The organism is Enterobacter cloacae subsp. cloacae ATCC 13047, from assembly GCF_000025565.1.
Classification (GTDB): Bacteria; Pseudomonadota; Gammaproteobacteria; order Enterobacterales; family Enterobacteriaceae; genus Enterobacter; species Enterobacter cloacae.
The window spans coordinates 2,378,530-2,394,293 of sequence record NC_014121.1 but is presented as its reverse complement, the minus strand read 5'-3'; the positions used below and the strand labels follow the sequence as shown (position 1 = coordinate 2,394,293).

Below are 15,764 nucleotides of genomic sequence, written 5' to 3'. Positions count from 1 at the left end.
GTATTTAACGTGCGGCGCGTTGCAAAATTACCGTGGATGGCTGACGTTGCAGGAAGCGCATACGCAGCATCATCATGATAGCCGCAGAGGTCAGACCGATAATAAAGCCGATCCAGAACCCTGCGGGCCCCATACGATCCACCACCAGATCGGTGAGCGCGAGAATGTAACCGCTCGGCAGACCCAACACCCAGTAGGCGATGAAGGTAATAAAGAAGATGGAGCGGGTATCTTTATAACCACGCAGTACGCCGCTGCCGATCACCTGGATGGAGTCAGAGATCTGGTATACCGCTGCCAGCAGCATCAGATGCGATGCCAGCATCACCACTTCCGGATTGTCATTGTAGAGCAGGGCAATTTGCTCCCGGAGTGCGACGGTGAAAAGCGCGGTGCAGACCGCCATACAGACACCCACGCCCAGCCCGGTACGCGCAGCCGTTTGTGCATCAAGGGTTGAACCTTGCCCCAGACGGAAGCCGACGCGGATGGTGACCGCGGCCGCCAGCGACATCGGCAGGACGAACATCAGCGAGCTGAAGTTCAGCGCAATCTGGTGTCCGGCCACGTTCACAATGCCCAGTGGCGAGACCAGCAGGGCGACCACGGCAAACAGAGTCACTTCGAAGAACAGTGCCAGCGCAATGGGCAGCCCCAGCTGTACCAGACGCATCATAATGTGCCAGTCCGGCGTGCTGAATGAACGCTCATTGCGGATATCACGCAGGGAGCGGGCGTGTTTAACAAAGGTGAGTATGCTAAAGAACATCACCCAGTACACCGCCGCTGTTGCCACGCCGCAGCCTACGCCGCCAAGCTCCGGCATACCAAAATGGCCGTAAATAAAGATATAGTTCACCGGAATGTTGACCAGTAAACCGATAAAGCCCATGACCATCCCCGGCTTGGTTTTTGCCAGGCCTTCGCACTGGTTACGCGCTACCTGGAAGAAGAGATAACCCGGTACACCCCAGAGCAGGGCGCGCAGATACCCCACGGCTTTGTCTGCCAGAGCCGGGTCGATATTATGCATGGCGCGAATGATATGCCCGGCGTTCCAGAGCACGATCATAATCAGTACGGAGACAAATCCAGCCAGCCAAAAGCCCTGGCGCACCTGATGGGCGATACGTTCACGTCGGCCGGAACCATTCAGCTGGGCGATAACCGGCGTGAGTGCCAGCAGCAGGCCGTGACCGAAGAGAATGGCCGGAAGCCAGATAGAGGTTCCGATTGCCACGGCGGCCATATCGGTGGCGCTGTAGCCACCGGCCATCACCGTATCCACAAATCCCATTGCGGTCTGGGCCACCTGCGCGATGATCACCGGGATAGCCAGTGCCAATAACTGCCGCGCTTCATTCATGTACTTCTGCACGTGAACACCTTTATTTTGTAGTTATATGAGAGACTAAAAAAGCCGCCGTAACTGGCAGCAAGAAGAAAAAGCAGAGGGGGAGCCAGCTATTGTAGCGGGCTTTAGCTATTAATCTAGTGAAAAAATCGCCAGAAAATGCGCTGCTCTGGCAACCTGTATTTCCAACTGTTATTGTGGTGGGATTAAACGGTGTCACCACCGTCCGGAAAATACAGGAGTTGTAAGCATGTTTACTGGTATTGTGCAGGGCACCGCTAAAGTGGTGTCCATTGATGAAAAACCTAATTTCCGTACCCACGTCGTTGAGCTGCCAGAATATATGCTGGATGGCATCGAAACCGGTGCCTCGGTTGCGCATAACGGCTGCTGCCTGACGGTGACCGAAATTAACGGCAACCAGATTAGCTTTGATTTAATGAAAGAAACGCTGCGTATCACCAACCTGGGCGAACTGGTGGTGGGCGATACCGTAAACGTAGAGCGTGCGGCGAAGTTCAGCGATGAAATTGGCGGCCACCTGATGTCGGGCCATATCATGACCACCGCCGAAGTGGCGAAAATTGTCACCTCTGAAAATAACCGTCAAATCTGGTTTAAAGTGCAGGATCCGTCATTAATGAAATACATCCTGTATAAAGGATTTATTGGTATTGATGGGATTAGCCTGACGGTCGGAGAAGTGACGCCGACGCGTTTTTGCGTGCATTTAATTCCGGAAACGCTGCAGCGTACGACGCTGGGGGCGAAAAAACTGGGGCAGCGTGTGAATATCGAAATCGATCCACAAACCCAGGCGGTCGTGGATACCGTCGAGCGTGTGCTGGCGGCGAAAGAGGCGGCCATAATAAAGGCCACCGAAGAAGAATAAAAAATAACCCCGGATACCCGGGGTTATTTTTTAGCGCGGCACACGTAAGCCATGTTCAATGCCACGACTGAAGACCACCTGCCAGAGCTGAATATCACGCGCGCGGAACGCACCTGCGCAGGCATTCAGATAATAGCTGAACATCCGTTTAAATCGCTCAGAATAGTTGTCTGCAATCTCAGGCCACGCTTGCTGGAAACGTTCATGCCACGCCATAAGCGTGGTGTCGTAATCCGCGCCAAAGTTATGCCAGTCTTCCATAATGAAGTGGCTTTCGCTGGCGTTGGCAATCTGGCGAACGGAAGGCAAACAGCCATTCGGAAAGATGTATTTATTGATCCACGGGTCAACGTTATTGTCCGTGCGCTTAGAGCCTATGGTGTGCAGCAGGAAAATGCCGTCGGGTTTTAAATTACGATCCACCACCTCAAAATAGGTGTCGTAATTTTTCGGCCCCACGTGCTCAAACATGCCCACGGAAACAATGCGATCAAACTGCTCGTTGAGGTCGCGGTAATCCTGCAGACGGATATCAACGTCGAGACCCTGGCAGCGCTCCCGGGCCATTTTTTGCTGTTCGGCTGAAATGGTTACGCCGACCACGCTGACGCCGTAGTGCTTCGCCATAAAATACGCCAGACCGCCCCAGCCGCAGCCGATATCCAGCACACGCATGCCGGGCTGCAGCTGCAGTTTCTCGCTAATCAGACGCAGTTTATCCTGCTGGGCTTCTTCGAGGGTTGTCGCCTTTTTCCAGTAGGCGCAGGAGTATTGCATGAAGGGATCCAGCATGCGGCTGAACAAATCGTTACCGAGGTCGTAGTGCTCTTTGCCCACGATCCACGCCCGCTTTTTGCTTTGCAGATTGAACAAACGGGCGGAGGCGACGCGCAACGTATCTTTTATATTGCGGGGGAGCTGGTTCTCCAGACCGGCGCGCAACACGCTGGCAAAGAAAATATCCAGCCGCTCGCAATCCCACCAGCCATCCATATAGCTTTCGCCCAGCCCTAACGATCCCTCGCGCAGCACGCGTTTAAAAAAATCGGGATGTTTGACCTGCGGATCGGAGGGTGAAGATCCGTTGATAGTGATGCCTGCACGACCTAACAGTTCACTGACGATCCGGGACCAGTTATCGTCCGGAACGCTGACTTCTTCTATACACGATGAACTCATAGCTTCTCCATCACCTTACTGTGATCAGAACCTTCAAACAGCGTAGACGCTTTTTATGGTTTGTGAGAAATCTCACGGTAAATACCGCGAGGCTAGTATCCGACGTAGAACAGAGGAAGGGAGATAACCCTTGCCGAAATGCCTTCCATGGTAAAACGGGAGCACTCCGGCTCCCGTTAACACTTAATATTTATCGTATTTAATCGAACCAAATTTAGTATAGGCCTCAAAATTTGGTGATTCAATAGAAAATTCTTAGCAACCTAATCACTGAAATGTTACATATTTTCCCCAGTGATTACGCGTGCGACGTTTCCGCCTGAGCATGGTTCTCAAGCTCGCGCTGTGCGGCGGATTGCATGCGATAACCCATTACTGCCAGCGCAACGGTGACCAGCATCACGCTGGTGGTAGTTAACAGCGGGGTGGCAATCAGCGCTGACACCACCAGGCTTGCCAGGAAGCACAGGCCGAGCTGCAGGGTATTTTGCAGCGCCGCGGCGCGTCCTGTCGCCTGCGGGAAAGGACGTAACGCCTGTGCGACCACGATAGGGTAAATGGCACCGTTAGCCACCGCCATCACGCAGAACGGAATCAAAATCTCCGTCAGACCGACGCCTGGAATAAACCCAACGGCCCAGGTGGCGCCCACGCTCAACGCAAACAGCGCCAGCAGCCAGGGCAGCATCTGCTGGCCTTCCCATTTCTGCAGCGCCGCACGGCAGCCGTATCCGCCCAGCAGGAAGGCGATGGTCTGTGGGACATAGCTCAGACCAATGGCGGCCGGGCTGTACCCCATATCGTGCAGAATAAACGGCGAGCCGGTGAGCCAGGCGAAGAAGCTCGCCGAGCAGGCGGCATAGACCAGGACGTTACCACGATACGCTTTGGCGCTCAGCAGGAAGAGGAACGTGATCGGTTTAGCGTCAGCATGCGCCTCTTTTTTATGCGCGGGCTTGAGGGCAAACGCTGGCAGCATCAGTACCAGGGTGATGGCAAACAGCGTGGCAAAAATGGCCTGCCAGTCAAAGTGCGCGAGGATCCAGCTGCCCAGCAGGGGAGCGAGGGCGGGTGACAGGCCAACCAGCGGCATAATGGTGGCGAAAATTCGGTTGGTACGGTTGGCCGGGTAGTAGTCGGTCACGAGAGCCTGCCAGGTTACCGCCGCGGCACAGACGCCGACGGCCTGCACAAAGCGCAGCACCAGCAGCCAGGTCGCATCGCGTACCCACAACATTCCCAGACAGCCTGCGGCAAAAATGGCCAGGCCCAGCAACAACACCGGTTTACGCCCGAAGCGATCGGAGAGCGGGCCCCAGAGCAGCTGTGCGATGGCAAAACCGGCGAGGAACAAACTCAGGCTGGCGCTGATGGCCGCGGCTGGCGTTTGCAGATCTTCCTGCATCGCCGCAAACGCGGGCAGGTACATATCGGTGGCCAAAAAGCCCAGCACGCTCAAACCGCCGAGCCAGACTAAAAATCCATTCCTGGGTTGCATTGTTTTATTCTCCTTGAGGAGGCAGGTAGACACTGGCGCAGAGTGTAGGGAGTGCAAAGCGGGTTGTGAAACGCTAATATTTGGCGGTTGCATTCAAATTTTTTGCAGGCAGAAAATGTGGTCAGATTATTCTCTTGAAGTGGTGGATGCTGTCGCGCGTAACGGCAGCTTTAGCGGTGCGGCACAGGAGTTGCACCGCGTCCCTTCGGCTATCAGCTACACGGTGCGGCAGCTTGAAGAGTGGCTGGCGGTTCCGCTGTTCGAACGGCGGCATCGCGATGTGGAATTAACGCCTGCTGGCGCGTGGTTTTTGAAAGAAGGGCGTTCTGTTATCAAAAAAATGCAGATCACCCGCGAACAGTGCCAGCAGATCGCCAACGGCTGGCGCGGACATCTTTCCATCGCCGTGGACAATATCGTTAAGCCGGAGCGTACCCGGCAGATGATCGTGGATTTCTATCGCCATTTTTCAGACGTTGAACTTCGTGTCTCGCAGGAGGTATTCAACGGGGTCTGGGACGCGCTGGCGGACGGCAGGGCAGAGATGGCGATTGGCGCAACCCAGGCGATCCCCGTCGGGGGGCGCTATGCGTTTCGCGATATGGGCATGTTGAGCTGGAAATGTGTCGTGGCACACGATCATCCGCTGGCTGCCCTGGAGGGACCGCTGAGTGACGACACGCTGCGCAACTGGCCGTCGCTGGTGCTGGAGGATACCTCGCGCTCGTTGCCAAAACGTATTACCTGGCTTCTTGATAACCAGCGGCGGGTGGTAGCGCCGGACTGGGAATCCTCCGCGACCTGCCTCAGCGCCGGGCTGTGCGTCGCGATGGTTCCCGTCCATTTCGCTAAGCCGAGAATCGATACCGGTGAATGGGTCGAGCTGACGCTGGAGAATCCGTTCCCGGATGCGGCCTGCTGCCTGACGTGGCAACAAAATGATGTGTCGCCCGCCATGGCATGGCTACTGGATTATCTGGGAGACAGCGAAACGCTTAACCGGGAATGGCTACGGGAGCCAGCTTAGCTGGCTCCACACGAGATTAACGACGGTAGTCGCGGAATGGACCATCCGCAACGGAACGGCGCTCGATAAGGCGCGGGTGAACTTCAATGGACTGCGACTCTTCACGTTTGTTGACGATCCTGTCCATCAGCATATTGAAGGCCGTTTCACCGAGAGAATCCTTCGGCTGGTGGATGGTGGTCAGCGCAGGCGTAAAGAAGCGCGCGTTGCGCACGTTGTCATAGCCGATCACGGATATATCCTGCGGCACGCGCAGGCCCAGCTCATCGGCTGCACACAGGGCCCCCATCGCCATGATGTCCCCGCCGCAGAACACCGCCGTTGGACGATGCGGCTGAGAAACGATCTGCTGCATGGCGCGGTAGCCAGACTCCGGCTCAAAGTCGCCCTGCACGATCCAGTTTTCCGGCACGGTGATCAGCGCTTCTTCCATCGCCTTCATAAACCCGGCCAGACGGCCAGCACCGGTGTTGCGCTCGAGCGGCCCCGGGATCACGCCAATTTCACGGTGACCGCGTTCAATCAGATAGCGGCCCGCCATATAACCGCCTTCGAAGGCGTTATCGATGACGGAGTCGGTAAAGTCGGCGCGCGCTTCGCCCCAGTCCATCACCACCATCGGGATATGACGATACTCTTCCAGCATGGAAAGGACAGATTCCGGGTATTCGGAACACATCACCAGCAGGCCATCCACACGCTTTTGCGCCATCATCGACAGATAGGCGCGCTGTTTTTCAATATTGTTCCACGCGTTGCCGAGGATAAGGGTATAGCCTTTCTGGAAGCAGTTTTTCTCAACCGCTTCGATGATTTCGGCAAAATAGGCCGCTTCACTGCTGGTCGCCAGCAAACCAATGGATTTGGTGTGATTAACTTTAAGGCTACGCGCAACGGCACTCGGCGAGTAGTGCAGCTCTTTGATTGCCGCCCAGACGGCGTTGCGCGTCTCTTCCGCCACGAAGCGGGTTTTGTTAATTACATGTGATACGGTTGTAGTGGAAACGTTTGCGCGTTTTGCTACGTCTTTAATTGTTGCCATTAAATGTCACTCCAGACCATATCCTAAACTCCTGAAAACCTTGAAGGTAAACGTTTGCCTTCTCTCACCCTTATCACGCAATTTTGAATTGCGGCACGCCAGGAAAACGACACGGGACGTCAGGAGGGGGTCAATGGCCGGTACGCTAATAAATTTAGCGTGGAATTTTGTCCTATCTTGATGAAAAGGGGAAGAGCTAAAGTGGTTATCCGTTTAAATCCTGGAAGATTTTTGACGTAAATTGTGTAAAAATGAGCAAGCTCACTTTTCGTGGGGGGATTAAAAGGAGAAAAATTGATGAGTTCCGATCTGAAGTTTTCGCTGTTCACCACCGTTATTGTGCTGGCGCTGATTGTTGCTGCAGGTCTGACGGCTGCACTGCACTGATTTACGCGGAGGGGGCGTTCGCTCTCTCCCGCTTGCCCTCATTGTTACATCTCCGGCAAAAATCTTTTGCCAATTTGTTAACTTCTCATTTTTTGTGATTGATGTCATGCTTTCGGCTTCTTTGTTCTGTGTCAACACATGACACGGCATCCGGAGTTGACGCATGAAAATCAATTTTCCCCTGCTGGCCCTGGCGATTGGCGCTTTTGGGATTGGCACCACTGAATTTTCCCCTATGGGACTCTTACCGGTTATCGCCCGCGGTGTGGACGTCTCTATCCCTGCAGCCGGGATGTTAATCAGCGCCTATGCCATTGGTGTGATGGTAGGGGCACCGCTGATGACGCTGTTGCTTTCCCACCGAGCGCGCCGCAATGCGCTGATTTTCCTGATGGCTATCTTTACCCTTGGCAACGTGCTCTCCGCCATTTCGCCTGATTACACCACGCTGATGCTGTCACGTATCCTGACAAGCCTTAACCACGGCGCTTTCTTTGGGTTGGGGTCGGTGGTGGCGGCAAGCGTGGTGCCCAAACACAAGCAGGCGAGTGCCGTGGCAACCATGTTTATGGGCCTGACCATCGCCAACATTGGCGGCGTTCCTGCGGCCACCTGGCTGGGTGAGGTCATTGGCTGGCGTATGTCGTTCCTCGCAACCGCCGTACTGGGTGTTGTCGCGATGGTGGCGTTGTTCTTCTCTCTGCCGAAAGGCAGCGCTGGTGAGCGTCCTGAAGTTCGTAAAGAGCTGTCGGTACTGATGCGCCCGCAGGTGCTCTCGGCGCTGCTCACCACCGTGCTGGGTGCCGGGGCGATGTTTACCCTTTACACCTATATTTCGCCGGTGCTGCATGACATCACTCACGCGACGCCGATCTTTATCACCGCGATGCTGGTGCTGATTGGCGTGGGCTTCTCGATTGGTAACTATCTGGGTGGGAAATTTGCTGACCGCTCCGTAAGCGGAACGCTGAAGGGTTTTCTGACCCTGCTGATTGTCATCATGATTGCCATTCCCTGGCTGGCGCGTAATGAGTATGGCGCGGCCATTGCGATGGTCGTCTGGGGTGCGGCCACCTTTGCCGTGGTTCCGCCGCTGCAGATGCGCGTAATGCGCGTCGCGCATGAGGCGCCGGGTCTTTCATCGTCGGTGAATATTGGCGCGTTCAATCTGGGCAATGCGCTCGGTGCTGCAGCGGGCGGTACTGTGATTTCGGGTGGTCTGGGATACAGCTTTGTGCCGGTGATGGGGGCCATTATTGCCGCGCTTGGCCTGCTGTTAGTGATGATGTCGGGTCGTAAACAGCCTGAAGCGGCCTGTGCTGCCGAATAAAAAAACGCAGAAGGGGAAACCCTTCTGCGTCTCTCTTACGCGGCGAAGTTCTTCGCCACAAAGTCCCAGTTAACCAGTGCCCAGAAGTGCTCCAGGTAGTTAGGACGCGCGTTACGGTAATCAATGTAGTACGCGTGTTCCCAGACATCCACGGTCATCAGCGGAGTCGCGCTGGTGGTCAGTGGTGTACCCGCGTTAGACGTGGAGACGATAGCCAGTTTGCCATCGGCCTCTTTTACCAGCCATGTCCAGCCAGAACCGAAGTTTTTGATTGCGGCATCGGTAAATTTCGCTTTGAACTCCGCAAAGCTGCCAAAGGCGGCGTTAATCGCAGTAGCCAGTTCGCCGGTCGGCTCGCCGCCAGCATTTGGTGCCAGGCAGTGCCAGTAGAAGGTGTGGTTCCACACCTGAGCAGCGTTGTTGAATACGCCACCGTCTGAACTGCGGACGATCTCTTCCAGCGTTTTGCCTTCAAAATCGGTGCCCTTGATCAGGTTGTTCAGGTTGGTGACATAGGTCTGGTGATGTTTGCCGTAATGATATTCCAGGGTTTCCGCAGAAATGTGCGGTGCCAGGGCGTCTTTTGCATACGGTAGTGCAGGTAATTCGAACGACATTGCTTCTCTCCTTATTGTATTTTGCGTTGCCAATAACCACACAGACAACAAGGACAGGATAGCAAATTGAAAGGGTATGCAAAAGAGGAACTTACCCTGCCGTAGTGACGGCAGGGCAGGGTTTAGCGGATGGTTTTCGGCGTCATGACGCGGCGTGCGCCGACGTAGTGACGCACCCAGTAGTCTTCGCTAAGCGAGGTGATCTGAATGTCCTGACCGCTTCGTGGGGACTGAATAAACTTCCCGTTACCCACATACACGCCGACGTGATCAGCCGTACCGCGACCCTGGGTGCGGAAGAAGACCAGATCGCCATTTTGCAGCTCGCCACGGTTAACGGGGGCGGCGTCGCGCAGGTGGTACATTTCATTGGCGGTACGCGGAATGCGGAATTTCACCAGATCTTTATAGGCGTAATACACCAGCCCGCTGCAGTCAAAACCGGTGCGGGGAGAGGTGCCACCCCAGCGATACGGTTTGCCAATTTGCCCCATCAGCTTATTCATCGCCGTTTTTTGCGCTTTCTGTACCCGAACCTTATGCGCGTCGGCAATTTTTGTCACTTTCGTGCATTTGGCTTTATGCCCTTTGCGCGTGGTGCATTTTTCCGTTACGAGGTTGGCAGCAGTTTTTGAGGCTTTACGTTTCGATGCGAGGGCAGTGCGGGAAGATGTTGATTTCGATTTGCTGGAGGCGGTCTTTTTCGTTTGAGCGGTTGTTTTTTTCTTTTCGTTCTTAGTGGTAGTCTTTTTTTTACGTTCTGTGGTTTTTGCCAGATGCGTTTTTTGCACAGCAGAGTGCCGCGCCTGTTGAGAGGCGTTTGCCGCTGGCGTGAAAGAGAGTGATGTAAACAGTAAAGCACAGAGCGTGATCGAGATTTTATTTATCCGCGCCACTGGGCAGTCCCCTGATAAATGCAGGTCATCAATAATACCCGCGTGTGATTTACAAAGCCCGTCGATTCTAATCCATAAAAACCCGAGAAGTTAATAGCATTTTTCAATCTAAAAACCTGTTTCGTTAGCAAGTGCAAAAAAATTCATCGATTTGTCGCACAATTGTTCACGCCCTAAGCAAAACCCTGCCTGCCGCAGGGTTAAGCACCATTTACAATGCAACTTTTCGCCACTCGCGATAAAATAGCTATACGTGACAAAAATGTTATTTTCCGATGCCAGTCTGAACCGCTACAATGTCAGACTAATGCCGTAACAGAAGTTAAAGGAAGCAAGACATGAGCACCACTATTGAAAAAATCCAGCGCCAGATCGCTGAAAACCCGATTCTGCTGTATATGAAAGGTTCTCCGAAGCTGCCAAGCTGTGGCTTCTCCGCGCAAGCGGTTCAGGCGCTTTCTGCCTGTGGTGAACGTTTTGCTTACGTTGATATCCTGCAGAACCCGGACATCCGCGCTGAGCTGCCAAAATACGCGAACTGGCCGACGTTCCCGCAGCTTTGGGTCGACGGTGAACTGGTTGGCGGTTGCGATATCCTGATTGAAATGTATCAGCGCGGCGAACTGCAGCAGCTAATCAAAGAGACGGCGGCGAAGTACAAAACCGAAGAGCCGGACGCAGAGTAATTTTCTGCGCAAATAAAAAAGCGACCTTAAGAGGTCGCTTTTTTTATTCTTCGCTGTCGCCCATCGCCAGCGGCCAGCCGCCCAGACGCTTCCAGCGGTTGACTATTTCACAGAACAGCTCTGCGGTGCGCTCCGTATCATACAGCGCGGAGTGCGCCTGCGTGCCGTCAAACTCAATCCCGGCCGTAATACAGGCTTTTGACAAGACCGTTTGTCCCAGCGCCAGGCCACTCAGTGCGGCGGTGTCAAAGGTCACAAACGGGTGGAAGGGGTTACGCTTAAGAGAGGCTCGCTCGGCGGCGGCCATCGTAAAGCTGTGATCGAACGTGGCGTTATGCGCCACCATAATGGCACGGCTGCAGTTGCTCTCTTTCATGCCTTTACGCACCATTTTGAAAATGGCGTGCAGCGCGTCATATTCGCTCACCGCACCGCGCAGCGGGTTATGCGGATCGATGCCATTAAACGCCAGCGCCTCTGGCTGCAGGTTTGCGCCTTCAAAGGGCTCAACGTGGAAATGCAGCGTGGTGTCCGGTGTAAGCCAGCCCTCTTCATCCATCTTCAGCGTGATGGCGGCAATTTCAAGCAGCGCATCGGTTTTAGCGTTAAATCCGGCTGTTTCGACATCAATGACAACAGGATAAAAACCACGAAAACGGTCGCACAGACCGGTAAGTTGAGCGTTATCGGACATCAGGGTCTCTTACAAGGGGAAAAAAGCAGAGCGCATTATGGCAAATTTTGGCGTGGGATGCAGTAAAACAACGGGCGCATAGTGCGCCCTGAGGGATCAGTTGCCCAGACCGCGACCGGCGTCTTTGGCTTCAATCAGCTCGATTTTATAACCGTCTGGATCTTCAACAAACGCAATCACGGTGGTGCCGCCTTTTACCGGGCCCGCTTCACGCGTGACGTTGCCACCGTTGCTGCGAATGCGTTCACAGGCTTCTGCCGCGTTGTCCACTTCCAGCGCGATGTGGCCATACGCCGTGCCCAGCTCATAGCTGTCGACGCCCCAGTTATAGGTCAGCTCGATAACCGCTTCATCCGTTTCCGGGCCGTAACCCACGAATGCCAGCGAGTATTTGTATTCCGGGTTTTCGCTGGTGCGCAGCAGCTTCATACCCAGTACGTTAGTGTAGAAATCGATGGAACGTTGCAGATCGCCAACGCGCAGCATGGTGTGAAGTAGGCGCATAATTTCCTCATTAACCAATGGAGTAGAGTATCTTTTTGAACAGAAACGAAGTTTTAGTATAGCGGCGAAAGGCCGCCGCTATCAATGCACAACGGAGAGATTACAGCGTAGGGTAGTCGGTATAGCCTTCCGCGCCGCCGCCGTAGAAGCTTTCCGGGCGCTGTGGGTTCAGCGCTGCTTTCTGCTGCAGACGGGCAACCAGGTCCGGGTTGGCAATGTAATCACGACCAAAGGCCACGGCGTCGATCAACCCTTTATTAATCAGATCTTCGGCTTTCTCAGGCGTATAGGCCCCCGCACCGATGATCACCCCGTGGAAACGCTCGCGCACTTTCTGGCGGAAAGCCTCAGAGTAAGGCTGACCACCGGCCCAGTCCGGCTCGGACATGTGCAGATACGCGATACCGCGTTTCGCCAGTTCTTCAATCAGATACAGCGCGTCCGCTTCTTCGTTCGGACCGTTGTCGACGTTCTGGAACGTACCGATTGGGGAGACGCGAATACCAATACGGTCCGGGCTCCACTCCTGACAAACGGCATCAACCACTTCCAGCACCAGACGGGCGCGGTTTTCGACGTTACCGCCGTACTGGTCGGTGCGGTGGTTGGACGACGGTGAAAGGAACTGGTGCAGGAGGTATCCGTGCGCGGAGTGCAGTTCAACCAGATCAAAACCGGCTTCGCGGGCGTTAGCCACCGCCTGACGGAAATCGTTCACGATACCCGGGATCTCATCCAGCTCAAGGGCGCGTGGCGTTGAGGTATCGACGCGGATCGCGTTACCGTTTTCATCGCGCAGGGAAGTGCGGGTATTCGCATTCAGGGCCGACGCGGAAACCGGCGCCTGACCGCCAGGCTGAATGCTGCTGTGAGAGATACGACCGGTGTGCCACAGCTGAACCGCAATGCGACCCTCTTCGGCGTGAACGCCAGCGGTGATTTTCTTCCAGGCGGCAATCTGCTCCGGGCTGTGCAGGCCTGGTGCGCCGGCATATCCCTTCGCCTGTGCGGAAATCTGCGTGGCTTCAGTGATGATGAGACCAGAGCTGGCGCGCTGACGATAATATTCACCCATCAGTGGGGTTGGGATATCACCCGGCTCTATGCTGCGCAGACGGGTGAGTGGGGCCATAAACACGCGGTTTGGTGCGGTGACGGCGCCCACTTTCAGTGGGGTGAAAAGTTTTTCAGCTGACATAACGACTCCTGAGTAGACCAGTCGACTAGTAATTAAGTAAATAAAAACGCCTGCTACACGCCAGGCGCAGTAATGCTGCTATTAACATGTGCCAGTGCGCTTTCCAGCGGCACGGCACTGCGGGAAATTTTGGCCTGCAGGTTCGCCCCTAACCAGAGCGAATATAAAACCTGCGCCTGGGTTAACGCCTCACCGGCGAAGGCCAGCGTTTTTTCACGGCGGCCATTCTCAAGCGCCTGCGCCAGCAGGGCGATCACGCCGCTGGCACCTTTATCCATTGCCGCGCGCATATCTTCGGAGAGATCGCACACTTCTGCAGAGAGTTTTACCGTCAGGCAACCGCTGATAATGCCCTGCTGACAGAACTGGTTCAGCGTTTCCTGATAGTAGTTGAGAACACGATCCCGATAGTTTCCTTCACCACTGGCGAAATGGGTGGCCAGGCGTTGATGGTAGCTGGCATAGTGCCGCTCCAGCATCGCCACGCCAAACGCCTCTTTGGATCGGAAGTAGTGATAAAACGACCCCTTTGGCACTTCAGCGGTTTTAAGTAACTCGCTTAACCCCATACCGGTAAACCCGCGATGCATGCAAAGCCGCTCGCCGGTCGCCAGTAAATGTTCGCGTGTATCGTGTTCAGTATTTCTGCTCATGGCCAAACTCTAATAGACCGTTCGGTCTATTGCAAGGGCGTTTACTGACGACATGCGCGCAGGATATCCAGTTGCTGCTGATAAACCGTTGATTTCACATCCATCATACCCAGTACAGTAGAGAACAGATTATCCTGCGAAACCGCATTTTTTGCTGCATAGTCGCGCAGGCACTGCGCGTTGATACCAAAGTTTTTCGCGTAGTCCGGTGATAACCAGAACATAAACGGAATGTGCGTTTGTTGCTCTGGCGCCAGCATGTACGGCGTGCCGTGCAGATAAATTCCGCTTTCGCCCAGCGATTCGCCGTGGTCGGAAAGGTAAATCAGCGCGGTGTTCATATTCGCCTGACGTGACTTCAACGCATCGATGGTTTTGCTGACCACGCTGTCGGTATACAGAATGGTGTTGTCATAGGTATTCATCAGCGCCTGGTGATCGCAATCCTGAATCTCATTGGTTTCGCAGGTTGGGGTGAATTTGCGGAAATTGTCCGGGTAACGGTGATAGTAAGCCGGGCCGTGGCTGCCCATCAGGTGGATAACCAGTACGGTGTCCTGTTTCAGGCCGTCCAGCACGTTGTCGAGACGGTAGAAGTTCACATCATCAATACAGGACTTGTCTTTGCAGAACTGATCCAGGTTCCACTGGGTCATATCGGTATGGGGTACGCGGTCGCAGGCACCTTTACAGCCGCCGTCATTGTCGCGCCACAGCAGGTTGATTCCCGCGTGTTTGAGCACATCGAGCAACCCTTCCTGGTGATGCGCCAGGTCGGCATCGTATTTGCTGCGCGTCATCCCGGAGAACATGCAGGGAACGGAAACGGCCGTTTCGGTACCGCATGACGTGGCCTGCGGGAAGTTGATGACATCCTGCTTTTTCAGTTCCGGGTTCGTTTCACGGCCATAACCATTCAGCGAGTAGTTCGCGGCACGTGAGGCCTCACCGACAACCAGCACCAGAACCGTTTTCTTGTTCTGACCTGCAATCAGCGAGCCTTTATGCGCATCTTCACCTATACGCACCAGCGTTTGGTCACCTTCGAACCAGCGCATTTTGCTGTATTTCATCATGGCGCTGACGTAGTTAGCAGGGGTGACCATCTTGACGATGCTCTTATTGTTGCGAAACAGCGACGCATAATCTTTATAAAACACGGCGGCGACGAGGATGATCACCAGCAGGGCGCCAAGCATGGCGGCAACGCGCATCAGCAGCGCATACCACCATTTTCCGGTTTGAATACGCGTCATCGCCAACACCACGGAAGGAACCAGTCCTGCTATGACAATCCACAGAATCATCTGCGGCGTGACCAGCGCTGTGGCTTCCTGAGAGTTGGTTTCGAACACGTTAACAATCATGTTCTGATCGATCACCGCGCCATAGGTATACATAAAGTACGTTGCCGCGGCACAGCCGACGGTTAAGACGATCAGCAGCGGCTTACGGATAAAGGGGATATTGAGCAGGCTGAAGACAATCACCCAGCCGCAGAACAGCACCAGCGGCACGGACGCGGCAAAAAGGATATCGTGAAGCCTTGCCGGGGCAATAATGGCCCAGCTACGTTGAATAAACAGTGCGTTTATCAGCGTAAAGAAAAGCGCACAACCCAGAGTGAATTTTATATCGTTACACTGTAACTTCTTCGTTAACCACATCGAAAAGAAACCTGTCATCATATTGATGAGGCGAGTATAGAGAGGGAAGATTAGTGAAACCTTAATGCCACAAAACTGTGGTAAAGCCCTTGCACGTGGGGCGTTTAACGTCTTCACTGTAGGTGAGTGTCGGTATTCGG

The 15,764-nt window shown here is 54.4% G+C and carries 16 protein-coding genes; 5 read left to right on the top strand and 11 right to left on the bottom strand.

The features are described 5' to 3' along the window. Window positions 1–4: 4 nt before the first annotated feature. Window positions 5–1,378 (bottom strand): MdtK family multidrug efflux MATE transporter, encoded by a 1,374-nt coding sequence (gene mdtK / locus ECL_RS11485; RefSeq protein WP_013096934.1) that lies wholly within the window; start codon window positions 1,376–1,378, stop codon window positions 5–7. A 226-nt stretch (window positions 1,379–1,604) separates the two neighbouring features. Between mdtK and ECL_RS11480 the strand changes: the two genes are divergently transcribed. Further along, window positions 1,605–2,246, top strand: a complete 642-nt coding sequence (locus ECL_RS11480; RefSeq protein WP_013096933.1) for a riboflavin synthase — start codon at window positions 1,605–1,607, stop codon at window positions 2,244–2,246. Between the two features lie 30 nt (window positions 2,247–2,276). Here ECL_RS11480 and cfa read toward each other — a convergent pair whose 3' ends face one another. After that, complete coding sequence (gene cfa / locus ECL_RS11475; RefSeq protein WP_013096932.1) at window positions 2,277–3,425, bottom strand: cyclopropane fatty acyl phospholipid synthase; 1,149 nt, start codon at window positions 3,423–3,425, stop codon at window positions 2,277–2,279. A gap of 298 nt (window positions 3,426–3,723) precedes the next feature. Then, on the bottom strand, window positions 3,724–4,923 hold the full coding sequence (punC, locus tag ECL_RS11470; RefSeq protein WP_013096931.1) for a purine nucleoside transporter PunC: 1,200 nt from the start codon (window positions 4,921–4,923) through the stop codon (window positions 3,724–3,726). Between the two features lie 115 nt (window positions 4,924–5,038). On the opposite strand from punC, the gene punR reads away from it, so the two are divergent. Further along, window positions 5,039–5,950: a DNA-binding transcriptional activator PunR gene (gene punR / locus ECL_RS11465; RefSeq protein ID WP_013096930.1), complete on the top strand. Its 912-nt coding sequence runs from the start codon at window positions 5,039–5,041 to the stop codon at window positions 5,948–5,950. 16 nt (window positions 5,951–5,966) lie between these two features. Here punR and purR read toward each other — a convergent pair whose 3' ends face one another. Continuing rightward, a complete protein-coding gene (gene purR / locus ECL_RS11460) occupies window positions 5,967–6,992 on the bottom strand; it encodes an HTH-type transcriptional repressor PurR (protein ID WP_013096929.1) in 1,026 nt (341 codons plus the stop codon). Between the two features lie 297 nt (window positions 6,993–7,289). Here purR and cydH point away from each other — a divergent pair, with 297 nt between their 5' ends. Then, window positions 7,290–7,379, top strand: a complete 90-nt coding sequence (gene cydH, locus ECL_RS11455) for a cytochrome bd-I oxidase subunit CydH (RefSeq protein ID WP_020688313.1) — start codon at window positions 7,290–7,292, stop codon at window positions 7,377–7,379. Between the two features lie 163 nt (window positions 7,380–7,542). After that, complete coding sequence (locus ECL_RS11450) at window positions 7,543–8,709, top strand: MFS transporter (RefSeq protein ID WP_013096927.1); 1,167 nt, start codon at window positions 7,543–7,545, stop codon at window positions 8,707–8,709. Window positions 8,710–8,744: 35 nt separating this feature from the next. Here the strand turns inward: ECL_RS11450 and sodB are convergent, their stop codons facing one another. Together sodB and ECL_RS11440 are read right to left on the bottom strand one after the other, a co-directional pair. Next, window positions 8,745–9,326, bottom strand: a complete 582-nt coding sequence (sodB, locus tag ECL_RS11445; protein WP_013096926.1) for a superoxide dismutase [Fe] — start codon at window positions 9,324–9,326, stop codon at window positions 8,745–8,747. 122 nt (window positions 9,327–9,448) lie between these two features. Continuing rightward, window positions 9,449–10,222, bottom strand: a complete 774-nt coding sequence (locus tag ECL_RS11440) for a C40 family peptidase (protein ID WP_013096925.1) — start codon at window positions 10,220–10,222, stop codon at window positions 9,449–9,451. A 338-nt stretch (window positions 10,223–10,560) separates the two neighbouring features. Here ECL_RS11440 and grxD point away from each other — a divergent pair, with 338 nt between their 5' ends. Then, the gene (gene grxD / locus ECL_RS11435; RefSeq protein WP_003832760.1) at window positions 10,561–10,908 is read left to right on the top strand and encodes a monothiol glutaredoxin 4; all 348 of its coding nucleotides are present in this window, start codon (window positions 10,561–10,563) and stop codon (window positions 10,906–10,908) included. Between the two features lie 43 nt (window positions 10,909–10,951). Here grxD and rnt read toward each other — a convergent pair whose 3' ends face one another. From rnt to eptA, 5 genes are all read right to left on the bottom strand, one after another. Continuing rightward, the gene (gene rnt, locus ECL_RS11430) at window positions 10,952–11,602 is read right to left on the bottom strand and encodes a ribonuclease T (RefSeq protein WP_013096924.1); all 651 of its coding nucleotides are present in this window, start codon (window positions 11,600–11,602) and stop codon (window positions 10,952–10,954) included. Between the two features lie 96 nt (window positions 11,603–11,698). After that, window positions 11,699–12,106 carry a lactoylglutathione lyase gene (gene gloA / locus ECL_RS11425; RefSeq protein WP_013096923.1) on the bottom strand — a complete coding sequence of 136 codons (408 nt, stop codon included), beginning with the start codon at window positions 12,104–12,106 and terminating at the stop codon, window positions 11,699–11,701. Window positions 12,107–12,206: 100 nt separating this feature from the next. After that, window positions 12,207–13,304, bottom strand: coding sequence for an alkene reductase (gene nemA / locus ECL_RS11420; RefSeq protein ID WP_013096922.1), 1,098 nt, complete (start codon window positions 13,302–13,304; stop codon window positions 12,207–12,209). Window positions 13,305–13,357: 53 nt separating this feature from the next. Further along, the gene (locus ECL_RS11415) at window positions 13,358–13,957 is read right to left on the bottom strand and encodes a TetR/AcrR family transcriptional regulator (RefSeq protein ID WP_028028082.1); all 600 of its coding nucleotides are present in this window, start codon (window positions 13,955–13,957) and stop codon (window positions 13,358–13,360) included. A 41-nt stretch (window positions 13,958–13,998) separates the two neighbouring features. Then, a complete protein-coding gene (gene eptA, locus ECL_RS11410) occupies window positions 13,999–15,624 on the bottom strand; it encodes a phosphoethanolamine transferase EptA (protein WP_013096920.1) in 1,626 nt (541 codons plus the stop codon). Between the last annotated feature and the right edge of the window lie 140 nt (window positions 15,625–15,764).